Raw genomic sequence first — 20186 nt, forward strand, 5'->3', positions numbered from 1 at the left:
CCTGATCTGGTCATCTTTGTAGTTTCCTGGACTTGGAAACTCATGGATAACCATTCGTCAACTTAGTTCGGCTTATTTTTGAGACACCACACTAGGTCCCAGATAGAGGTCCATGCCGAATCAACAGCTTAGCGTCGACCGTCTCACTAAGTCCTGAATCGCTGTCTCATCCAACGTTAAACAATCGGTTGTCTGTAGCGCTCAACGTTGAAGTTTTGTACCCGCGTGGCCCCTCGTACCCTTTCTAACCTGCCGAACGGGCAGCAGCCCCATTTGTTTGCGGGCCAACTTCCATGGAAATTGACGGAGCACCCTAACGTCGACATCTTCCTCCCCTCGATTGGTCCAGCGTAGTGGCGCTGCCGCGTCCATATGGAAATGCGAGAATCTGAGGCAGCTATGTCCGCAGAATCCAACTCTAACTTGCCTGATTTGACTCGCATTGAAGGTGTCGACCTATTTTGTGGTGCCGGAGGTCTTTCGTTTGGCCTCGCAGCGCAAGGGGTTCGCGTGGTTGCCGGAATCGACGTCGACCCGGCCTGCCAGTACCCGTACGAGGCCAACCACGAGGGCGCCAAGTTCCTGCTGCGTGACATCACGACGGTCAGCGGCGAGGAGCTGAACAAGCTCTGGTCGCCAGGGGCCTTGCGATTGCTGGCCGGATGCGCCCCCTGTCAGCCCTTTTCCAGCTACGCTAACACCGCGACAGTGGATAAAGCCAAATGGCGTCTACTGAGAGAGTTCGCCCGCTTGGTAGACGAAAGCCGACCGGACTTGGTCACCATGGAGAACGTTCCCCGGCTGCAGCAAGAGCAACCGTTCAAGGACTTCTTGCGCGTCTTGAAGAAGGGCGGGTATCAAGTGGCCTATGCCGTGTTGAACGCAGCGGACTACGGCGCACCGCAACAGCGCAAGCGGCTGGTGCTGGTCGCTTCACGACTCGGTCCGGTAGCCGTGCCGGAGCCTACTCACAAGGGTAGCGACAACTGGGTGACGGTACGCCAGGCCGTTGGCCACCTCAAGAAACTCACGGATGGTCAAGCCAGCAAAGCCGACCCCTTGCACATTGCCTCGGCGCTGTCAGATCTCAACCGAGCACGGATTCGTGCTAGCAAGCCTGGCGGCACTTGGCGAGACTGGCCCCAGCAATTGGTAGCAGCTTGCCACCAGCGCGAGAGTGGCAAGCACTCTTCAGGCGTGTACGGCCGCATGGAGTGGGACAAGCCTGCCCCCACCATGACAACTCTGTGCAACGGCTACGGTAACGGCCGCTTCGGACATCCGGAGCAACACAGGGGTATCTCCTTGCGGGAGGCGGCAATTTTTCAGTCCTTTCCGGAGACTTACCGCTTCGCCCGCGAAGGCGAAGCGGTGACTGTCAAAACGGTTGCCAGACTGATCGGCAATGCTGTCCCGCCGAAGCTTGGCGAGGCGGTAGCCCGGGCACTTTATGCTGCGGCAGCCACCGCTGGCGCCGCAAGAGCCGGCGGCTGAGCCAAGTAGCGCCGACTCTGCAGATAGCCGTCGACTTCAGCGGCGATCTTTCGCAGGGTGTCGAACACTGCCAAGGAGTCGACTTCCAAGGTGGGCACCGAGAGATCTCGGCCTAGGTCGGTAAAGCTTTTTTCTCCATGGGCAAGCTCGTTGCGGTTGGTTTTGACCTTCTGAAGAGCTGCGTCCGTCAAGTGCGCAGGCGGTCGGTCGTTGGGGGTTTGGGCCACCACGCCAAACTTCTTGAGTTGCTCGTAAAAAACTAGGCTATCGACGCTGCCCGAAATACCGTCAACGCGCTTATCCTTGCCCGAGGTCCGACTCTTCCAATCGTCCATCCAGTACCGGAACAGGCTCGTATGAAGCGGCGAAGCGGATGACAGCACTGTAGATTTGGCGTCCTTTTTGACGGTTCTCAAAACCACGCGGAGCAGCTGGGCATTGAGGGCATCGGCACTGGAGCAGTTGGCGCCTATAGCATCGTGCATCTCGTCCAACAGTTGAACCAATGTGGCTTCCATGGCGCTGTACAGCAGCAGCACAAGGTTGGCCTTTAGGGTATGGGTGAGCTCAAGTGTCAGCGCGAGCTGCAGCTCTCCATCTTTTGCGCTGAGCACAGCACGCCGCTCAACTGCCACCTTCAGGAAGTTCAGATAGGCAGTTATTTCGATGCTTCTTTGGCTTAGAAGATCATCCGTAAGCTGAACTTGGCTCATTGAAAAAGCCCCTTTTGGGCGGGACTGGCCTCATCCTCTGGCAGGTCCGGCGGCGAATCTGCGTTGGCGCTGGCCTCTACCTCGGCAGTGCCAGGATCCTCGACAAACGCTTTGCCCAGCAGGTTGTCCCGCACGTAATGAATACGGTTGACGAGTTTGGGCCGTGAATTGCTGGCGTCTGAGCGGGTGTGCTTGATGAACTCGTTGCTATCTAGCCACTGGCTAACGTCGCCAGGAATGAGGCCCGAATTCTCTCGAAGCGCAAGCGATACCCCGACAGCGATAGCTTCGAAGCGAATGCGAGGCACCGTCTTGTAACCAGTTCGCTTGAAGCCGTTTGGAAAGTGTTGAGAAACAAAATCGAGCATGCGGACAAACTCAGCATGCATGGCTTCCTTATCCGCATCGAGAAAGTTATCGTTTTTGCTTTTGAGATAATCGGTCAAAAAGTCATCCACACTTTTCTGAAAGCCCTGATAGTTATTGAGATAAGAAAAATACCGCAAAACGAATTCCTCGTACTCCTTGCGCTTAGCGTTGCGATCGCTTAAAGGAACAAGTTTTTTAAACTGTTCGTTGGCGGCACATTCAGTGACAAACGTCATGAACGGCCCATCCACAACGCCTCGCCGGACCTCCATAGTCGTGAGGGGAGTTCCTCCTGAATTAAGGCGGTCGAACATCTCACGACGAGCATCCTCGTCCGCCTTCTCCGTGAGTTCAATGACGCGTACAGTCGTGCGCTTGAATCGCATTTGTCGCGGCTTGCTGAGATCGAAAAATCGCATGCCGATGGCCTGAGTGAGCTTCTTGAGGCCCACCAGCTCTAATTTGTTGGCAAGGAAATTATCCAAGGTTCGAATGCGTTGAGAACCATCAATGATTTCCAAGGCGCCCTCTCTATCACCTTGCCCGACATCGGCCGCGAAGATAAATGGCACCGGCAGTTTGATGAGGATTGACTCAATAAACCGAGACTGTTGCCTCGGAGTCCATACCATATCGCGCTGATAGTCAGGAATAAAAATTTCTGACTCATCGGTTTCTCGACCGTTAGTGAATTTCTCAACCAAAACACCGATTGGCCACTCTTTGATTTCGTAATCGGTGATCTTCTGCAGCTCTTCAATTTGCTTGTCAACGAAGATTGCACGTTCGCTGTCCGCCAACTGCAGTTGTTCATCCTCAGCCATAATTTCTCCCAAAGTGCAAAATCAGTCGAAAAATTATCAAGTCATTTACATAAATGACTCCATGTCGCTTGCTGGGAAACTGATCCTTCGGATATTAACCGGTTGGTTGCATGGCCGCACGGGCAGCAAGAAGCGGATCACTGTTGCACTTCCGCATTCGGTTCCGCAGTGGCATCTGCTGTAGTCTTGATGCATGGATACTCTTTCACCAGAAGACCGATCCGCACTCATGAAACGTGTGAGGCGTGCGGACACCAAGCCGGAGGTCACACTCCGCAAAGCACTTCATCGGCTAGGGTTCCGCTATGTCATCGGCGACAAGCGATTGCCGGGTACGCCGGACTTGGTTTTTCCGAAACACAGGGCAGCAGTGTTTGTCCATGGATGCTTTTGGCACGGTCATGAATGCCGCCAAGGCCGTGTACCAAGTTCCAACGTGGACTACTGGGCGCCCAAAATCGTGGCCAACCGCGCTCGCGACGCTCGCAAGGAGCAGGCTCTACGCGATCTTGGCTGGCGAGTCTTCACCGTCTGGGAATGCGAGTTGAAAGCAGCGTCGCTATCGGTGTCAGTCGGACGCTTGGCTGCTGCGCTGCACGAGGTGCCAAAAGAGATTGCGTGAACCAGTCGAGATAGCAATATTCCCGCTTTACGCACCGCGATTGGTGCGGCGAGCCCAAGCGTCAAGCGACGCCCAGGCGAGTTCCAAGTTAAGCGCAAACAGTTCCCAACTCAGCGCAAACCGACACCGAGTGTGCAGCGAGGACCGGAGCCGTACTTGGGTACGGTGAGGACCGCAGGCGCTCAATCGGGCCGCGCAGTAGGTTCTCTCACACCTTTTAGTGGATGGTGGTGTCGTGGGTGCGGTCCCGGACGAAGAAGGCGGCGACCAGGCCCACGCCCACCCCGAACATCACGTAGTACGCCGGCGCCATCGGCGAGCCCGTCGCGCGGATCAGCCAGGTGACGATGAACTGCGCGAAACCGCCGAACACCATCACCGCGATGTTGTAGGCGATCGACATGCCGAGCGAACGTACGTTGGCCGGGAACAGTTCGGCGACGACGGTGCTGAACACGCCGAAGTACACCGACACGAACACGCAGATCGACAGCTGCGCCACCAGCAGCCGGGTGATCGACGGCTCGGCCGTCAGCCAGGCGTAGGCGGGGTACAGCACCAGCAGATAGCCGATCAGCGAGCCGATCATCAGCGGCCGGCGGCCGACGCGGTCGGACCAGGCGCCCATGATCGGCATCAGCACGATCATGAAGGCGGCGCTGGCCATCTGCACCAGGAAGGTGTCGCGCAGCGGCAGCTTCAGCGTCACCGTGCTGAAGGTGGTGAGGTAGGTGAAGGTGATGTAGATCGACACCGTCAGCGTCACCACCAGGCCCATGCCGACCAGCGTCTCGCGCAGATGGCTGCGCAGCATCTCGCCCAGCGTCGCCTGGCGCACCGTGCCGGCCGCCTGGGCGGCCTTCATCTGCTTGAAGGCCTCGGGTTCCTCCACGTGGCGGCGGATGTAGATCGCCACCGGCACGATCAGCAGGCCGAAGGCGAAGGGCAGGCGCCAGGCCCAGGCCATCAGCTGCTCTTGGGTGAAGATTTCGGTGATCAGCGTGCCGGCGGCCGCCCCCAGCAGCAGGGCGACCATCTGGCCGGTCATCTGCCAGGAGCCGTAGAAGCCGCGCCGGCCGGGCGGTGCCATCTCGATCAGCAGCGCGGTGGAGGTCCCGAACTCGCCGCCGGCGGCGAAGCCCTGCAGCAGCCGCGCCAGCACGATGAAGAGCGGCGCCAGGATGCCGACCGCCGCGTAGGTGGGGGCCAGGGTGATCAGCGCGATCGCCACCGCCATCAGGCCGGTGACCATCACCATCGCGGCCTTGCGGCCCTTGCGGTCGCCGTAGAGGCCCAGCACGATGCCACCCACCGGCCGCATGAAGAAGCCCACCCCGAAGACGGCGGTGGTCAGCAGGATCTGGTTGATGTTGTTGTCGGGATCGGCCGGGTTGCTCGGGAAGAACAGCTTGGCCACGATCGGCGTCATGAAGGCGAAGGCCAAGAAGTCGTACCACTCCAGAGCATTGCCGATGACGGCCGCGAGGATGCTCTTTTTCCGGGAAGCAGCGTTTGTTTGCATGGGATTTCGCTCGGAGTTGGGGGGGGGCTGCGCGCGGAAAAGCGCACGCACGCCGGAGGCGATGTCGGATCATGCCTGGAGACAGGGGTGCCACGACACCGTGGTGCTGCCATATGTCCGTATGCATAGGCATGCGGCATGCCACCGTCCCGCTGTCGGCAGTGCCCGGAAAAGCGGCGATTCCGCCGCTTGGTATCGGCTTTGGAACCATGTCGAACATGTTGTACCCGGGCAATAAAAATGGCAATATCTACCCATTTTTAAATGTCCGGGGACAAGTGCTCCGGGGTGAGCAGTTCATCGTAGGAGACCGCTATGAGAGCCCTTCGATCCGCGTCCGGCATGTACCGTTTTTCTCATCGGAGGCGGCATTGCGCGATGGCCGCCGCGGCCCTGGGCCTGCTGGCCGCGGGCGGCAGCCCGGCCGCGACGCTGACGGGCGAGCTGGTCTCCACCATCACGCTCAGCACCGGCTGCCTGATCGTCAACGGCGTTACCGGGGCGAGCAACAACGTCAACCTGGGAACGCTCGATTTCGGCTCGCAGCCCTCCACCTTCCTCGGGCAGATCGCGGCCACGGTGACCGGCGGCAGCGGTGGCTCGGGCGTCACCCAGGTGCTCTGCTCGCCCGAAGTATCGGGCCTGACGATCACGGTCAACGGCGGCGGCCATGCCGGCTCCGGCACCGCCATCGGGCCGGGCAGCAGGGCGATGAGCAACGGCAGCGCCTTCGTGCCCTACGAGATCTACCAGGACGCGGGCCACACCGCCACCTACGCGATCGGCCAGCCGCTGGGCGTGACGATTCCGGCCGCCGGGTCGGCCTTCAACCTGCCCATCTACGGCCTGGTCAACAAGACCAGCGCGTCGGCGTTGCCCTCGGGCACCTACGTCGACACGGTCATCGTCACCCTGACTTTCTAGCCTATGGCCGGCGCACCGGAACCCGCATCCCGGCTGCAGCAGGATTTCCACCATGTGGCGGCACCTCTCCCCGGCGAACCCCTGGCGGCACGATGCGCGGCGCGGCGCACGGGGGGAGGAGCGACGCCGCTGCTGTGCATCGCGTCGCTGGCCCTGGCGCTGCATGCCGTCGCGGCGGTGCAGGTACCCACCACCGCCACCTTCGCCGTGGGCGCCACCATCGCGCCCGGCTGCCAGGTGGCGTCCAACCCGGCGCAGTTGAGCGGGCTGCAGATCGGGCGGCTGGATTTCGGGCTGCATTCGGCGATGCAGTCGGGCACTGTGAGCGTGCCGCTGTTCAGCACCGCCGACCAGTCGCTGGTGCAGTGTACGCCGGGCATCACGATGCAGGTGACGGTCGACGCGGGGCTCAATGCCAGCGGCATGCAGCGCCGGCTCCACAACGGCAACGGCGTCTACCTGCCCTATGCGCTCTTCATGACCACCGGCGGCAACCGGCCGTTGGTACCGGGATCGCCTTTGGGCGTGGTGCTCGGCGCGTCGCCCACCGCGCTGCCGGTGATGGGCATGGTGACCTTGCCCGGCGCCGGCGCGGTAGCGGGCACCTACACCGACACGGTGCGTGTCACGCTCTCTTGGTAGGCCCGGCATGAGCGCTCCGGCACACCCGCTTCCCGGACGCGCCGCATCGGCGCTGCGCCGGGGCGCCGCCGCGCTGCTGCTGGGACTGGCCGGCGGCCGTTCCGGAGCCGTCTCGCCGATCATGATCTGGCCGGTCGATCCGGTCATCGTGGGCGAGCCGCAGGCGGTGGCGCTGTGGATCGAGAACCAGGGCGACCAGCCGATCGCGATGCAGGTGCGCGTCTTCGGTTGGGAGCAGCCGCAGGGCGAGGACGTGCTGGCGGCGCAGCAGCAGGTGATCGCCAGCCCGCCGATCAGCAGCATCCCGCCGCGCCGGCGGCAGATGGTGCGGCTGATCGCCACCCGCCCCGCGCCGCCGGGCGCCGAGCAGGCCTTCCGGGTGGTGGTGGACGAGCTGCCCGGCACCGCGTCGCCGCCGCTGCCCGCCTCGGCACCGGCAGCCGACGGCGCCGTGGCCGCGCAGACAGCGGCCGCCGCCCCGGCCGGCGCTGCGGTGAACCTGCAGATGCGCTACTCGGTGCCGCTCTTCCTCTACGGCCCCGACGCGCGCCCCGACAAGCCCCTGCCCAGCACCGGCGCCGGCGCCCGCCGAACCGCAGCGCCGTCGCAGGTGCTGGAGCCGAAGCTCGACTACCGGGTGGTGCGCACCGCCGCCGGCCGGCCGGCGCTGGCGATCCGCAACCGCGGCACCGCCCACGGCCGGATCACCCTGGTCGACTGGGTGGCCGACGGCCGGCCGCCGGTGGCGGTGAACGCCGGCCTGCTCGGCTACGTGCTGTCCGGCCAGCGGATGCAGTGGCCGCTGGAGAAGGAGCCGCCGCCCGGCCATGGGCTGCAGGCGACGGTCAACGGCCGCACCCTGGCGCTGCCGCATGGGGCCGACTGAGCCCCGGGCGGTGCGGGCACCCTTCCATGCGCGACGCCTTCCCGCACTGGTGCTGTGCCTGTGCCTGCCGCGGCTGCTGGCGGCCGACACGCTGGTGCCGCTGCCGGACACCGGTGCCGAGCCGGTGCCGCTCTACCTGGAGCTGGTCGTCAACGGGCGCGCCAGCGGCGAGGTGGTGCCGGTGACGCAGCGCGGCCACCACTACGAGATCGAGGCCGAGCTGCTGCGCCGGCTGCACGTGCGGAACAGCCGCCCGGCCGGCAGCCGCCTGGCGGTCGACGGCCTGCCGGGTGTCGCCACCGAGTACGACGGCCTGGGCCAGCGCCTGCTGATCACCGTGCCGACCGACTGGCTGCCGCTGCAGGCCTTCGACACGCCGCCCCACCTGCGCCGCGCCGAACTGGCCGACGGAGCCGGCCTGCTGCTGAACTACGACGCCTATACCGCCACCTCGCGCGGCAGCAGCCTGCGCTCGCTCTGGACCGAGCAGCGCGTCTTCGGACGGCTGGGCTCACTGTCGAACACCGGCCTCTACCGCAGCACCCGCGACGGCACCGCCGACGGCTACCTGCGCTACGACACCCGCTGGACCCGGGTCGACCCCGACGACGCCAGCCAGCGCGTCGTGGGCGACGTGGTCACCGGCGCGCTGCCCTGGACCAGCGCGGTGCGGCTCGGCGGGGTGCAGTGGTCGCGCAACTTCGGCATCCGGCCCGACCTGGTCACCTACCCGCTGCCGCAGTTCGCCGGGCAGGCGGCGGTGCCCTCGGCGGTGGACCTGTTCGTCAACGGCTACCGCGCAGCTGCCCGGCCGGTGGAGGCCGGGCCGTTCAGCCTGGGCGAGCTGCCGATCGTCAACGGCGCCGGCACCGCCACCGTGGTCGCCACCGATGCGTTGGGCCGCCAAGTGCTCACCGCGCTGCCCTTCTACGTCAGCCAGCAGCTGCTGCGCCCGGGCCTGGTCGACTATTCGTTCTCGGCCGGCGCGCTGCGGCGCGGCTACGGCCTGCGCAGCGTCGGCTACGGCCGGGCCGTGGCCAGCGGCGTGGTGCGGCAGGGCTGGAACGACGGCCTCACCGTCGAGGCGCAGGCCCAGGTGGGCCGCGGGCTGGCGGTGGCGGGCATCGGCGGGCTGGTGAAGGCCGGGCTGCTGGGCACCCTGAACGCATCGCTGAGCCGGGGCCGGGCCGATGCGGGCGGGCCGGGTGTGCTGCCCGCATTCGCCAACGGCAACCCCGATGCCGGCCGGGGCGGCTGGCAGTACAGCGCCGGCTACCAGTACACCGGCACTGTCGGCAGTGTGTCGCTGCAGCAGATCGGCCGCACCGCCGCCTACGGCGACGCCAGCACATATGCCGACGACGGTTTCCGGCTGCAGCGGCGCACCCGCCAGCTCTCGGGCAGCCTGCCCGTCGGCCGCGGCTCGCTCGGCGCCGGCTGGGTCGATCTGCAGGGCGGCATCGCCGGCGGCCGCACCCGGCTCGCCTACGCCAGCTACAGCCGGCCGCTGAGCGACCGGGTCTACCTGTCGATGACCGCCGGCCGCACGGTGGAGACCGGCGACACCCAGGTGCGGCTGCAGCTCACCTACATGCTCGATTCCCGGGCCAGCGTCTCCACCGCGGCGGTGCGCGGCAACGACAGCACCCGCGCCCAGGCCACCTACCAGGATGCGGTGCCGTCGGACGGCGGCTTCGGCTGGAACATCACCCAATCGCTCGGCGGCGACAGCGCCGAACGCTACCGCGCCGCCGCGGTGCAGTACCGCAACGACCTGGCGCTGGTGCAGGGCGGCGTCTACGGCACCGGCGACCAGACCGCACGCTGGGCCGGCGCTTCCGGCTCGCTGGGCCTGATGGACGGCCACGCCTTCGCCGCCAACCGCATCGGCGACGGCTTCGCGCTGGTCTCCACCGGCGGCGTGCCCGACGTGCCGGTGCGCTTCGAGCAGCAGCTCATCGGCCGCACCGACGCGCAGGGCTACCTGCTGGTGCCGCAGGTGCCCGCCTACCGCAGCGGCCGCTACGAACTCGATTTGCTCGACCTGCCGGCCGACCGCTTCGCGCCGATCACCGAGCGTCAGGTGGCCGTGCGCGGCGGCATGGGCGCGCTGGTCGAGATCCCGGTGCAGACGCTGCGCTCGGCCACCATCGCGCTGGTCGACGCGCTTGGCGTGCCGCTGCCGGTGGGCACGCCGGTGCGACATGCCGAGACCGGAACCGACACCCTGGTGGGCTGGGACGGCGTGGTCTTCCTGAGCAAGATGCAGCCGCAGAACACGCTGCTCGCCCGGCCGCAGAACGGGCCGCTCTGCCTGGCCGGCTTCTCGGCCCGGATGTACGACGAGGCGGGGCTGCGGCAGGTGGCGTGCCGGCCGCGGGTGCAGGGCGCGGCGGATGCCGCCGCGGGAGGTGCGCGGTGATGGGCACGATGGCGGGCGCTTACCCGGCGGTGCGCCGCACCGCGGTCCGGCTGCTGCGCGGCCTGGGCCTGCTGGCGCTGGCCACCGGCGCCGACACGGCCGCGGCCGCCTGCACCGCTGCCGAGACGGGCGGCGGGCTGGGCGGCGTGCCCTCGCAGCGGGTGGTCGCCGGGCCGGCGGTGACCGGCCAGGGCAACTTCCAACTCGACTGCCCGGGCGTGATGCTGGCCGTGCTGAGCGCCACGCCCACGCTCCGCGCCACCATCGTCGGCACCGCCCAGGGCCGGCTGCTGAAGGATCCGGTGAGCGGCTTCACCATCCCCTACCAGCTCACCGGCGGCAACGGCGGCGTCTACAGCGACGGCCTGCTGGCGATCGACCTTTCGGGCACCACCGCGGTGGGCTTCTTCACCGGCGGCCGGGCCACGTTGCCGATCAACATCGCCACCACCGGCACCGCCAACGTGCCCGCCGGCACCTACGAAGACGTGCTGACGGTGCAATGGGCCTACACCAACCTCTGCCAAGCCCTGGTCAGTGTCGCCGGCCTCTGTGCGGCGCAGCTCGTGCCGCTGGTGGTGGCCGCGCCGCTGGCCAGCGGCACCCTCAACCGTTCGCTGCGGATCAGCCTGACCGTCACCAACGACTGCGCCATCGCCGCGCCCAACCTGGCCTTCGGCACCGCGCCGCTGCCGAGCGGCTTTCCGGCGCTGTCGCAGGCGATCCGGCTCACCTGCACCCGCAACATGCTCTACACCGTCGGCCTGGGTCCCGGCACCTACCCGGCGGGCGGCCGGCGGCAAATGGCCGCGGGCGGCAACCGGCTGGCCTACGACATCTTCAGGTCCGACAACAGCGTCTGGGGCACCGCGGCCGGCACCCGCAGCGCCGCGGCCCTGGCCGACGGCCTCAACGTCCAGACCATCCCCTACACCGCCCGCGTCTACCCCGACCAGCCCGCGCCGCCGGTGGGCGACTATGCGGACAACGTGGTGGTAGACGTGCAGTTCTAGCGCGGATGGGCCGCGCCGGTGCCCGGATCCGTCGCCGACGGCGGTACCCCGATCAGCTCCACGAATCGCCGCGCGGCCAGCCCCAGCGGCCGCTCCTTCGACCAGACCACGTCCACCCACAGGTCGAGCCCGTTGGTCAGGTTGACCATCTCCAGCACCCGCAGGCTGCCCGCCGCCAGATGCGGCGCGACGAAGCTGCGCGGCAGCCAGCCCCAGCCCAGGCCGGCGCCGATCAAACCCAGGGCCGCCACCGGGTTGTCGGTGCGCCAGCAGTGGCGGGCGAAGACGAAGCGCGGGTCCATCTCGGTCACGTCGCGGCTGGTCACCACGATCTGGCGGGTGGTCGTCAGGTGCACCTCGCGCAGGCCGCCCGGCGGGCCGCCGCCCGCCAGCAGCGGGTGCTGCGGCGCCATCACCGCCACCAGCGATTCGCTGCTCACCTCCTGGAAACCCTCGCGGCCGTCGAGGCTGGGCCGCTCGAAGACCAGGGCCAGCTGCGCGGCGCCCGCGTGCAGCAGCCGCAGCGCGTCGGCCTGCGGCGCGGCCAGCACCTCCACCTCCAGCAGCGGGTAGTCCTGCGCCAGCGTCTGCAGCGGGCCGATCCAGCGGGCCGACAGCAGCTCGGGCGCGATCGCCAGCGTCAGCCGGCTCTCCAGCCCCTGGGTGAGTGCCAGCGCCTGCGCATGCAGTTGGCGCAATTGGGCGGCCAGCAGACGCGCCTGCGGCTCCAGCGCACGCGCGGCCGGCGCGGTCGAACAGCGGCAGGCCCAGTTCGGCCTCCAGGTGGCCGATGGTCATGCTGACCGCCGACGGCACCCGGCCCAGCCGCCGCGCCGCGGCCGAGAAGGAGCCGCTGTCGAGCACCGCCAAGAAAACCTGCACCGTCTCGGTCGTGAAGGCCATGCGCCGCCACCTTTCAAAAGAACTGACACAAGCTGATTTTTGTATCAGCCGCGCGAATATAAAGTGCCCGGGCGGTCCGGCTTTGCGGGCCGAAGAACCCAGGAGAAATCGCCATGCAGGGCTTCCAGCGCCGCGTCGTCTACGTCGGCCTCTACGAGGGCATCGCCATCGTGGTGGCCAGTGCCGGGCTGGCCTTCATGTCGGGGCGGGGCGTGGCGCATGCGGGCGCGGTGGCGGTGGCGGCATCGGCCATCGCCATCGTCTGGAACCTGTGCTTCAACTGGATGTTCGAGCGCTGGGAGGCCCGCCAGGCGGTGCGCGGCCGCGGCCTGGGCCGCCGGGTGGCGCACGCCATCGGCTTCGAGGGCGGGCTGGTCGCGTTCCTGGTGCCGCTGATGGCCTGGTGGTTCGAGGTGAGCCTGTGGGACGCGCTGGTGATGGACCTGGGGCTGGTGGCGTTCTTCCTGGTCTACACCTTCGTCTTCAACTGGGCGTTCGACCGGGCCTTCGGCCTGCCGGCCTCGGCCGCGGGCGGTGGCCCGACACCCCGCGCGGCCTGAGCCTGCGGCGCCCTCCGATCGCGGCGTCGGCCTCCGGATCATGGGCGCCGACCACGGTCCGCAACCTGCGCTGCGAACGCGGGTTCGGCAAGATCGTCGCCCGGCTCGACCAAGCCGTTCATGGGTAAAAAGTGCCTCTGGCCGGCGCTTTATGCCGACTTCTAGCTATTAATTTTGTAGCAAATGTCGGGTGCGGCATGCGGGCGTCCTGCCCGGTCGTGCTGTTGTTTTGACCAGTTGTGCAACACTCCCGCCCATGTCTTCCAAGGAATGGGCCGCCGTCGGTCTGCAGGCTTTCGATGCGGCGGTCCAGGCCAGTGCGGGTTTTCGCAGCCGCGCGGGGCAGCGGCGCATGGCCGAGCAGGTGGCCCAGGTGCTGGGCGCGGCGTCGCTCGGCAAGGTGGAAGAGGGCGAGGACGCGCCGGCCCGGGCGGTCGCGGTGATCCAGGCGGGCACGGGGGTGGGCAAGTCGCTGGCCTACTGCGCGCCGGCCATCGCCATCGCCCTGGCCCGCAACACCCGGGTGATGATCTCCACCGCCACCGCCACCGTCGCGCTGCAGGAGCAGCTGGTCACCAAGGATTTGCCGGCGCTGGCCGCGCTGCTGCCGCAGCCGTTCAAGTTCGCGCTGGCCAAGGGCCGGGGCCGCTATGTCTGCCAGCTGAAGCTGGAGCGGCTGACCGGCATCGCCGCCGAGGGTGCCGACGGCGACGCGCCGGAGGACGACCTCTTCGCCGAGGAAGAGGCCGCCTCCCGCGCGTCCCGCGCCGCCCGGCCGGCGCACGAGGTCGAGGCGCGGCTGCAGTTCTACAGCGGCGTGGCCCAGGCCCTGGCGCGCGGCGCCTGGGACGGCGACCGCGACGCGCTGGAGTCGCCGCCCGCCCCCGAGGTGTGGGGCCCGATGGCGGCCGACGCGGCGTCCTGCACCGGCAAGCACTGCCCCGCCTTCAACGGCTGCGCCTACTACGAGCGGCGCAAGCTGCTGGTGGGCGCGCAGGTCATCGTGGTCAACCACGACCTGCTGCTGTCGTCCCTCGGCAACCGGCTGCTGCCGGAGCTCGACAACTGCCTGCTGATCCTGGACGAGGCGCACCACCTGCCCGCCACCGCGCTGGCCCAGTTCGCCTGCCGGATGGACCTGGGCCGCCACGCCTGGGCCGAGCGGCTGGCCCACCGCGCGGTGCGGGTCGGTGGCCTGCTCTCGGTCGACGAGACCGTCGACATCCCGCGCGACGCCGCCCAGCTGCGCCAGGCGCTGCAGCAGGTCGAACGCATCGCGCTGGACCTGTACGGCGACACGCTGCGCAGCCAGCTGCAGGCGGCCGGCCGCGGCGGCGCCCGCGCCCGGCTGCCGCGCGGCGAGCTGCCCGAGGCCCTGGAAGAGCCGCTGGGCCTGGTCGCCCACCATGCCGAAGGTTTCTTGATCAGCCTGCGCGCCATCGCCAAGGCCCTGCGCGCCGAGATGCGCGACAAGCCCGAGGAGGCGCGCCGCCTCTCCACCCTGTACGCCCAGGTCGGCGCGCTGGCGCCGCGGCTGGAATCGGTCTACGACACCGCCCAGCTGCTGCTGCAGGAGGCCGTATCCGGCAAGGTGCCGGCCGCCAAGTGGTTCACCCTGGAGCTCGACGGCGACACCCCCGTGCTGCAGGCCCACGCCAGCCCGCTGCTGCCCGGCTCGGCGTTGCGCCACCACCTGTGGAACAGCGTGCGCGGCGCGGTGCTGACCTCGGCCACCCTCACCAGCTGCGGCCATTTCGATTTCTTCTTGCGCGAAGCCGGCCTGCACGGCGACGAGGCCACCACCACCCTCGAGGTGCCCAGCCCGTTCGACTACGCCGCCCAGGGCCGCCTGGTCGCCGCCGCCACGCATGCCGACCCGCGCGACGCGGCCGGCTACACCGCCGAGATGGTCCAGGCGCTGGTCCGCGACATCGCCGACGTGCGCCACGGCGCGCTGGTGCTCTTCACCTCGCGCGAGCAGTTGCGCCTGGCCGTCGCCGCCCTGCCCGACGCGCTCAAGGGCCGGGTACTGGTGCAGACCGCGCTGCCCCGCATGCAGCTGATGGCCACCCACCGCGGCCGGGTGGCCGAGGGCGCGCCCTCGGTCATCTTCGGCATGCAGTCCTTCGGCGAAGGGCTCGATTTGCCCGGCAAGCTGTGCGAGACCGTCTTCATCGCCAAGCTGCCCTTCGCCCCGCCCGACGACCCGGTGGGCGAGGCGCGGGCCGAATGGCTGCGCGCCACCGGCCGCGACCCGTTCACCGAACTGGTCGTGCCCGCCACCGCGATCCGCCTGGCCCAGTGGGTCGGCCGCGCGATCCGCAGCGAGGACGACCGCGCCAGCGTCTACTGCTACGACCGCCGGCTGGTCCAGACCTCCTACGGCCAGCGCCTGCTGCAGGGCCTGCCGCCATTCGCGCTGGTCAAGGTGGCCGCCGGGCAGCGCGCCGGCGCCCGCGCGGCCGCGGCCGATGCCGCCTGAACCACCCGGCCGCTGCGGCGGCACCCACCGCCGCGTTCTCCAAATCCGGGAAAATCCGCCCCATGAACGACACCACGCAAACCCACACAGCCGCCCTTTCCCCGGGAGCCCCGGCCCTGCCCGACCGCCTCTCCATCGACCCCCGCAGCCCGCACCACGTCGCCGCCGTGTTCGAGCACGACATCGGCATCCGCCTGAACGACAAGGAGCGCTTCGACGTCGAGGAATACTGCGTCAGCGAAGGCTGGATCAAGGTACCCGTCGGCAAGACGGTGGACCGGCGCGGCAAGCCGGTGCTGATCACGATCAAGGGGAAGGTGGAGGCGTTCTACAAGTAGCACGTCGCGGGCTGCAGATGCCCTTGCACCGGAACTGCGGGTATGGCAGCTAGCGATTCGAAAGGCGCCGATGTTTCAACGAATCGAGTATGAACAGCTCAACTCTCGCCAAAAAGAGAACTTCAATTTTCAGAAGGTTGCGGCACATCTGGCGGACTACGGCTTCGACTGTTTGCGCTTGAGCGACGACTGGCAAGGAGCAGACTTCATTGCGTGCCATATCGACGGCGAGACGTTCCTGAAAGTTCAACTCGAAGGGTGAAGCACGGCATCGAGCCAGACGCCGATATGGGCCCCATCGTTACGCAGCAGGTGCCGGAGCGCATCGAGGGCTACATCGCGCTCGGCGTGGAAGAGGGCGCCGAGCTGGAGGTGGACGGCCGCGGCTTCACCGTGCCGGGCCACGAGCAGGGCTTCTTCACCGGCGGCACGCTGTTCGACAGGCTGACGCCCGGCCTGCGCATCTGCAGGGAAAAGATCTTCGGCCCGGTGCTGGCCTGCGTCCGCGTCAAGGACTTCGCCGAAGCGGTCGACCTGGTCAACGACGACGGCGTCTCAGCCGGCCCGCAGCGCGTTCTGCTCGTCGGCGGCCAGCGCCGCGTACACCCGGATCGCCGCGTACGCATCGTTGGCGGCGTAGACGACCTGCGATTCGGAGAGCTGCGGATTGGCCCAGTTGGTGGTCGCCACCTTCTTCGACTTGACGAAGCGCTGGCCGAAGAGGATGGCGGCGGCGGCCTTCACGCCCACCTCCTTGCGGTAGCCGCGCTCGCGGAACACCGTGTCCAGGTCCATCACCGCCTGCGGCTCCACGCCCAGCCGGTTGCGCAGTTGCCGCAAGTCGCCCGACAGTCCGAAGCCCACCTTGCGCACCGCGGGCGAGCGCAGCAGCGCGGCGGTGACCCGCAGGCAGTCGGAGTCGTGCAGCTGGAACACCCAGGCGGTCCGCAGGGTCGAGAACTGGGCCACGTGCGGGCCTTCCGACACGTCGCCGCGGGCGAAGGTGGGCTTCGATTCGGTGTCGAAGCCCAGCACCTCGACGCCCATCAGCTCCGCATCGGCCGCGCGCGCCTGGGCCGAGGTGGAGACGACCCGGATGTCCGGCAGCGCCAGGCGGGTGAATTCGGGCAACGCGGCGATCGCGTCTTTTTCGGGGGCGAGCAGTCGGCCGTTCATGGGGCGTGAAGGTACCACGCAGCCGCCCGGTTACAACGCGACGCGCACCGTGCCGCGGCGCTGCGCACAATCGCGCTTTTCATGCACCGAGGAGCCCCGCCATGCACCGCACCGTTTCCGCCTTCGTCCGCGCCACCACCACCGCCGCCACCTGCCTGGCGCTGGCCGCGCCGCTCGCCTTCGCCCAGGTGCCGGCCCTGCAGGGCCAGGGCGCGGTGCGCCATGTCTGCGGCGGCATCGGCTCGGACGAATCGACCGCGTTCCGCGCCGCGATGAAGGACCATCCGCTGTCGCTGCTGTTCGCCCGCGCCTCGGGCGACTACTTGGCCGACGTGCAGGTCGACGTGCAGGACGCGCAGGGCAAGTCGGTGCTGTCGACCAAGGCCGCCGGCCCGGTCTGCCTGGTCGATCTGCCGAAGGGTAGCTATACGGTGCACGCCAGTGCCGGCAGCGGCCACAAGGTGCAGACGGTGACGGTCGACGGCACGCCGCGCTCCGCCGATTTCCGCTTCTGATCCCGCGGCGCTTCCGCGCCCCGGATCAGGCGCCGGCGGCCAGCGCGGCCTCGATGTCGGGCGCGATGTTCTCGGGCTTGTCCATCGAACCGTAGCGCTTGAGCACCCGCCCGTCGCGGCCGACCAGGAACTTGGTGAAGTTCCACTTGATCGCCTTGCTGCCCAGCACGCCGGGCGCCTCGTCCTTCAACCAGACGAAGAGCGGGTCGGCCCCGTCGCCGTTGACTTCGACCTTCTCCATCATCGGAAAATCGACCCCGTAGTTCTTCTGGCAGAACGCGCCGATCTCGGCATTGCTGCCCTTGTCCTGCGCGCCGAACTGGTTGCACGGAAACCCCAGCACCGCCAGCCCCTGCGCCGCATAGCGCTGGTGCAGCGCCTGCAGCCCGGCGAACTGCGGCGTGAAGCCGCAGGCGCTCGCGGTGTTGACCACCAGCACCACCTGGCCCGCGTACTGCGCGAGGGGCACGGCACGGCCGTCGATGGACTGGGCCTGGAAGTCGGAGAGGGTGGTCATGGCGGCGGGCTCGCGGTGGTGAAGGTGGGCCATGCTAGCGGGCGATGCGATGCCTCGGTGCCGAACGCGCGCGATGCGGCGTCTTCCGCGTTCGGATACACGGCGCTGCGATGCCCGGCTACCCACTCAATCGTCGTCCAGCAGCAGAAGGCCCTGCGGTGGGCTCGGAGGCCAGGCACCGGTCGCCGATCGGACCTCGAACCAGCGGTGCATCGATGCATCTTCGAGCGCGTACTCGCCTCGTGCCGATTTCCACACCAGTGCGGGCGTGTGCTGGCGCAGTGCCTCCAGCGCCTTCTGCACCTGTGCCACGCTGACCGGGTGGCTGGCCTTTTCGCGGTAGAAGCGCAAGGCCTCGGCATCGTAGGGCCTGTAGCGGGATCCTTGTTCCAGCATGCGCCACAGCACCGCTTGCTCGGTCCGTTTGAGCCCGAGGTAGTCGGACCCCATCTGCGCTTCGTCCTGTGCTTGTTGTTGTCGCGCTGCGTCCAGCAAGGCCGGCTCGAAGCGTCCGGTCAAACCCATCAGAGGACTCAGCACCTGTCCCAGTGCCGCCATGAAGAACTGGGGACGAAAGCCGAAGCCTTCGAACGCCTGCTGCAACTGGCCTTTGTCCACCGGCCCCAGGTCGGTTCGTTGCGTTTCGACCAGGGTGGCCACATGCGCGATGAAGTCGGGCCCGAGCGGCGGCATGCGCTGTATCTGGGAGCCGTAGAAAGGAGCAGCGACCGTGTTGACCAGACGCAGAAGCTTGTCCCGGTCCGAGCCCGACATGACGAGCATCAGGTTCACGGCGCCGGGCTGGTTGAGTTGGTCGCGGGCCGATTTGAGCGCGGTCATCGCTGCCTCGCCCGCCTCGCTGGTGAGCGCGTGCTGCGCCTCGTCGATGATCAGCGCGACCGGCTTTCCCGCGCTTTCGTGCAGCAGGCGCAGTGCATCGGTCAAGGTCAGGCCATCGACCTTGCCGATCCTGCTGGTGTCGACCTCGAAGCCGCCCACTTTCACCTTGTCCACGCCGGCTTTCCTGGCAGAGCGCGCCACGATGCCCAACTGGGGTTCCAGGGCGCGGGCAATGGCTTCGGCGATCAGCCCGCCCGGGTCGCGTCGCGCATCTGCCCACAGGTCCACATAGACCACGACCGCGCCTGCTGCCTTCAGGGCGGGACGCAGGTCGCCTTGCAGAAAGGTCGATTTTCCGGTCCGGCGCGGCGCTGCGAGGAACAGGCCGTTGTGGGCGTCGCCCAGCAGCGCCTTTCCCTGCAGTGCCGCCACCAGTTCCTGTGCCAGAGCCGTGCGCTGAAAGGCGATCATGGCGTTTACCCCAAATTATCCGAGACAGATATTTTATCCATTTCAAGATAAAAATAGATAATCGAGCGGAAAGGAGGTGCATCTCAGGCCGCGGGCTCGACCAGCGCGCGCATCTTCTTGCGCAGCGCCCTGTCGCGGCGCTGCTCGTCGCCCCAGTCCTGCCGCACCGCCAGCAGCAGGGCCACCGCTGACCGCCGAGGTGATGAACATCGCGGTGGTCACCACGATGATCGCCGCCTGCGCGGTTGTGCCCACCGGCACGCCGAACACCGGGTGCAGCCCGCCGTTGATCTGCGTCGCGCCCATGCCGAGCGAGGCCGCCACGCCGAACGCGGTGGCCACCGTGGCCAGCACGTTCACCACCGGCGACAGCCGCCACATGCCACGCCAGGGCAGCGATTCGGTGGCCGAGCTGACCAGCGCGGGCGCCTTGCGCCGGAACTGGAAGAACCCGATCGCCAGGCCCACGATGCCGTAGATCGCCCACGGGTGCAGCCCCCAGTGGAAGAGGGCGTAGCGCATCGCCGCCGCCTCGGGCGTGCCGGCGGCGATGCCCGGCGGCGGCTTCAGGTAGTGCGAGATCGGTTCGGCCACACCCCAGAACACCAGCCCGATGCCCATGCCCGCGGCGAACAGCATCGCGACCAGGCGCCCACCGAGAATTCGGGCTCGTCGTCCTCGTCGCCCAGCTTCAGGTCGCCGTACCGGCTTGCCGCCAGGAACAGCGCCAGCAGCACCAGCCCCAGCACCACCCACAGGTAGAGCCAGCCGAAGTTGCGGGTGATCGACGCCAGCGCACCGCCGAAGAACCGGTCGAGCGCCGCCGGCGCCGCCAGGCCCCAGACCACCACCGTGGCGATGATGGCCATCGAGGCAAGCAGAGGGCCGTGGCGATGGAGGAAGGGGGTGGGGGTGTCTGCGGGGGGGGCGTCGTCATGCGGGGGAGTATTGGG

The 20186-nt window shown here is 67.7% G+C and carries 18 protein-coding genes and 3 pseudogenes; 13 read left to right on the top strand and 8 right to left on the bottom strand.

Translation table 11 applies throughout. The features are described 5' to 3' along the window. The first annotated feature begins 399 nt into the window (after positions 1-399). Positions 400-1494, top strand: a complete 1095-nt coding sequence (locus tag DFQ15_RS10210; RefSeq protein ID WP_110465888.1) for a DNA cytosine methyltransferase — start codon at positions 400-402, stop codon at positions 1492-1494. Here the strand turns inward: DFQ15_RS10210 and DFQ15_RS10215 are convergent. Beyond that, positions 1449-2207 carry an MAE_28990/MAE_18760 family HEPN-like nuclease gene (locus DFQ15_RS10215; protein WP_110465889.1) on the bottom strand — a complete coding sequence of 253 codons (759 nt, stop codon included), beginning with the start codon at positions 2205-2207 and terminating at the stop codon, positions 1449-1451. The genes DFQ15_RS10210 and DFQ15_RS10215 overlap by 46 nt on opposite strands. Continuing rightward, positions 2204-3400: a DUF262 domain-containing protein gene (locus DFQ15_RS10220; RefSeq protein ID WP_110465890.1), complete on the bottom strand. Its 1197-nt coding sequence runs from the start codon at positions 3398-3400 to the stop codon at positions 2204-2206. Before DFQ15_RS10220 ends, DFQ15_RS10215 begins: the two co-directional genes overlap by 4 nt. A gap of 193 nt (positions 3401-3593) precedes the next feature. On the opposite strand from DFQ15_RS10220, the gene DFQ15_RS10225 reads away from it, so the two are divergent. Then, positions 3594-4022 (top strand): very short patch repair endonuclease, encoded by a 429-nt coding sequence (locus tag DFQ15_RS10225; protein WP_110465891.1) that lies wholly within the window; start codon positions 3594-3596, stop codon positions 4020-4022. Between the two features lie 217 nt (positions 4023-4239). On the opposite strand, the gene DFQ15_RS10230 is transcribed toward DFQ15_RS10225, so the two are convergent. Continuing rightward, complete coding sequence (locus tag DFQ15_RS10230; protein ID WP_110465892.1) at positions 4240-5544, bottom strand: MFS transporter; 1305 nt, start codon at positions 5542-5544, stop codon at positions 4240-4242. Between the two features lie 378 nt (positions 5545-5922). On the opposite strand from DFQ15_RS10230, the gene DFQ15_RS10235 reads away from it, so the two are divergent. The 5 genes from DFQ15_RS10235 to DFQ15_RS10255 are packed head-to-tail and all read left to right on the top strand — an operon-like array spanning position 5923 to position 11431. After that, positions 5923-6468, top strand: coding sequence for a Csu type fimbrial protein (locus DFQ15_RS10235; RefSeq protein WP_110465893.1), 546 nt, complete (start codon positions 5923-5925; stop codon positions 6466-6468). 3 nt (positions 6469-6471) lie between these two features. After that, positions 6472-7110 carry a Csu type fimbrial protein gene (locus DFQ15_RS10240; protein WP_110465894.1) on the top strand — a complete coding sequence of 213 codons (639 nt, stop codon included), beginning with the start codon at positions 6472-6474 and terminating at the stop codon, positions 7108-7110. Positions 7111-7117: 7 nt separating this feature from the next. Continuing rightward, entirely contained in the window at positions 7118-7996 is an 879-nt protein-coding gene (locus DFQ15_RS10245; protein WP_110465895.1) for a fimbrial biogenesis chaperone, read from the top strand. A 10-nt stretch (positions 7997-8006) separates the two neighbouring features. Beyond that, positions 8007-10418: a fimbria/pilus outer membrane usher protein gene (locus DFQ15_RS10250; protein ID WP_158529047.1), complete on the top strand. Its 2412-nt coding sequence runs from the start codon at positions 8007-8009 to the stop codon at positions 10416-10418. Beyond that, the gene (locus DFQ15_RS10255; RefSeq protein ID WP_110465897.1) at positions 10418-11431 is read left to right on the top strand and encodes a Csu type fimbrial protein; all 1014 of its coding nucleotides are present in this window, start codon (positions 10418-10420) and stop codon (positions 11429-11431) included. The genes DFQ15_RS10250 and DFQ15_RS10255 overlap by 1 nt, the downstream gene beginning before the upstream one ends. Here the strand turns inward: DFQ15_RS10255 and DFQ15_RS10260 are convergent. Continuing rightward, positions 11428-12334, bottom strand: a pseudogene (locus tag DFQ15_RS10260) (LysR family transcriptional regulator). The gene DFQ15_RS10255 and the pseudogene DFQ15_RS10260 overlap by 4 nt on opposite strands. Before the next feature lie 113 nt (positions 12335-12447). Between DFQ15_RS10260 and DFQ15_RS10265 the strand changes: the two are divergent. From DFQ15_RS10265 to DFQ15_RS10285, 5 genes and pseudogenes are all read left to right on the top strand, one after another. Then, positions 12448-12894 (top strand): PACE efflux transporter, encoded by a 447-nt coding sequence (locus tag DFQ15_RS10265; protein WP_110465898.1) that lies wholly within the window; start codon positions 12448-12450, stop codon positions 12892-12894. Between the two features lie 256 nt (positions 12895-13150). Further along, positions 13151-15376 (top strand): ATP-dependent DNA helicase DinG, encoded by a 2226-nt coding sequence (gene dinG / locus DFQ15_RS10270; protein WP_110465899.1) that lies wholly within the window; start codon positions 13151-13153, stop codon positions 15374-15376. Positions 15377-15438: 62 nt separating this feature from the next. After that, positions 15439-15714, top strand: a complete 276-nt coding sequence (locus DFQ15_RS10275; RefSeq protein ID WP_110465900.1) for a DUF3297 family protein — start codon at positions 15439-15441, stop codon at positions 15712-15714. A 70-nt stretch (positions 15715-15784) separates the two neighbouring features. Then, complete coding sequence (locus DFQ15_RS10280; RefSeq protein ID WP_110465901.1) at positions 15785-15976, top strand: hypothetical protein; 192 nt, start codon at positions 15785-15787, stop codon at positions 15974-15976. Next, positions 15964-16257 (top strand): annotated as a pseudogene (locus DFQ15_RS10285) (aldehyde dehydrogenase family protein); the annotation flags it as partial. The gene DFQ15_RS10280 and the pseudogene DFQ15_RS10285, both read left to right, overlap by 13 nt. A gap of 12 nt (positions 16258-16269) precedes the next feature. On the opposite strand, the gene DFQ15_RS10290 reads toward DFQ15_RS10285, so the two are convergent. Continuing rightward, positions 16270-16890, bottom strand: a complete 621-nt coding sequence (locus DFQ15_RS10290; RefSeq protein ID WP_110465902.1) for a 3'-5' exonuclease — start codon at positions 16888-16890, stop codon at positions 16270-16272. Positions 16891-16991: 101 nt separating this feature from the next. Here DFQ15_RS10290 and DFQ15_RS10295 point away from each other — a divergent pair, with 101 nt between their 5' ends. Further along, complete coding sequence (locus DFQ15_RS10295; protein WP_110465903.1) at positions 16992-17405, top strand: carboxypeptidase regulatory-like domain-containing protein; 414 nt, start codon at positions 16992-16994, stop codon at positions 17403-17405. 25 nt (positions 17406-17430) lie between these two features. Here the strand turns inward: DFQ15_RS10295 and DFQ15_RS10300 are convergent, their stop codons facing one another. The 3 genes and pseudogenes from DFQ15_RS10300 to DFQ15_RS10310 all read right to left on the bottom strand — a co-directional run. Beyond that, on the bottom strand, positions 17431-17922 hold the full coding sequence (locus DFQ15_RS10300) for a glutathione peroxidase (protein WP_110465965.1): 492 nt from the start codon (positions 17920-17922) through the stop codon (positions 17431-17433). Positions 17923-18048: 126 nt separating this feature from the next. After that, entirely contained in the window at positions 18049-19233 is a 1185-nt protein-coding gene (locus DFQ15_RS10305; RefSeq protein WP_110465904.1) for an ATP-binding protein, read from the bottom strand. Between the two features lie 183 nt (positions 19234-19416). Beyond that, a pseudogene (locus DFQ15_RS10310) lies at positions 19417-20102 on the bottom strand (BCCT family transporter); the annotation flags it as partial. Positions 20103-20186: the final 84 nt, after the last annotated feature.

Origin of the sequence: Xylophilus ampelinus (assembly GCF_003217575.1) — a bacterium.
Lineage (GTDB): Bacteria > Pseudomonadota > Gammaproteobacteria > Burkholderiales > Burkholderiaceae_C > Xylophilus > Xylophilus ampelinus.

Excerpts from the sequence above, each read along its gene's own strand:
- DFQ15_RS10210 (WP_110465888.1), top strand. The coding sequence starts at position 400 with ATGTCCGCAGAATCCAACTCTAACTTGCCTGATTTGACTCGCATTGAA.
- DFQ15_RS10215 (WP_110465889.1), bottom strand. The coding sequence starts at position 2,207 with ATGAGCCAAGTTCAGCTTACGGATGATCTTCTAAGCCAAAGAAGCATC.
- DFQ15_RS10220 (WP_110465890.1), bottom strand. The coding sequence starts at position 3,400 with ATGGCTGAGGATGAACAACTGCAGTTGGCGGACAGCGAACGTGCAATC.
- DFQ15_RS10225 (WP_110465891.1), top strand. The coding sequence starts at position 3,594 with ATGGATACTCTTTCACCAGAAGACCGATCCGCACTCATGAAACGTGTG.
- DFQ15_RS10230 (WP_110465892.1), bottom strand. The coding sequence starts at position 5,544 with ATGCAAACAAACGCTGCTTCCCGGAAAAAGAGCATCCTCGCGGCCGTC.
- DFQ15_RS10235 (WP_110465893.1), top strand. The coding sequence starts at position 5,923 with ATGGCCGCCGCGGCCCTGGGCCTGCTGGCCGCGGGCGGCAGCCCGGCC.
- DFQ15_RS10240 (WP_110465894.1), top strand. The coding sequence starts at position 6,472 with ATGGCCGGCGCACCGGAACCCGCATCCCGGCTGCAGCAGGATTTCCAC.
- DFQ15_RS10245 (WP_110465895.1), top strand. The coding sequence starts at position 7,118 with ATGAGCGCTCCGGCACACCCGCTTCCCGGACGCGCCGCATCGGCGCTG.
- DFQ15_RS10255 (WP_110465897.1), top strand. The coding sequence starts at position 10,418 with ATGGGCACGATGGCGGGCGCTTACCCGGCGGTGCGCCGCACCGCGGTC.
- DFQ15_RS10265 (WP_110465898.1), top strand. The coding sequence starts at position 12,448 with ATGCAGGGCTTCCAGCGCCGCGTCGTCTACGTCGGCCTCTACGAGGGC.
- dinG (WP_110465899.1), top strand. The coding sequence starts at position 13,151 with ATGTCTTCCAAGGAATGGGCCGCCGTCGGTCTGCAGGCTTTCGATGCG.
- DFQ15_RS10275 (WP_110465900.1), top strand. The coding sequence starts at position 15,439 with ATGAACGACACCACGCAAACCCACACAGCCGCCCTTTCCCCGGGAGCC.
- DFQ15_RS10280 (WP_110465901.1), top strand. The coding sequence starts at position 15,785 with ATGTTTCAACGAATCGAGTATGAACAGCTCAACTCTCGCCAAAAAGAG.
- DFQ15_RS10290 (WP_110465902.1), bottom strand. The coding sequence starts at position 16,890 with ATGAACGGCCGACTGCTCGCCCCCGAAAAAGACGCGATCGCCGCGTTG.
- DFQ15_RS10295 (WP_110465903.1), top strand. The coding sequence starts at position 16,992 with ATGCACCGCACCGTTTCCGCCTTCGTCCGCGCCACCACCACCGCCGCC.
- DFQ15_RS10300 (WP_110465965.1), bottom strand. The coding sequence starts at position 17,922 with ATGACCACCCTCTCCGACTTCCAGGCCCAGTCCATCGACGGCCGTGCC.
- DFQ15_RS10305 (WP_110465904.1), bottom strand. The coding sequence starts at position 19,233 with ATGATCGCCTTTCAGCGCACGGCTCTGGCACAGGAACTGGTGGCGGCA.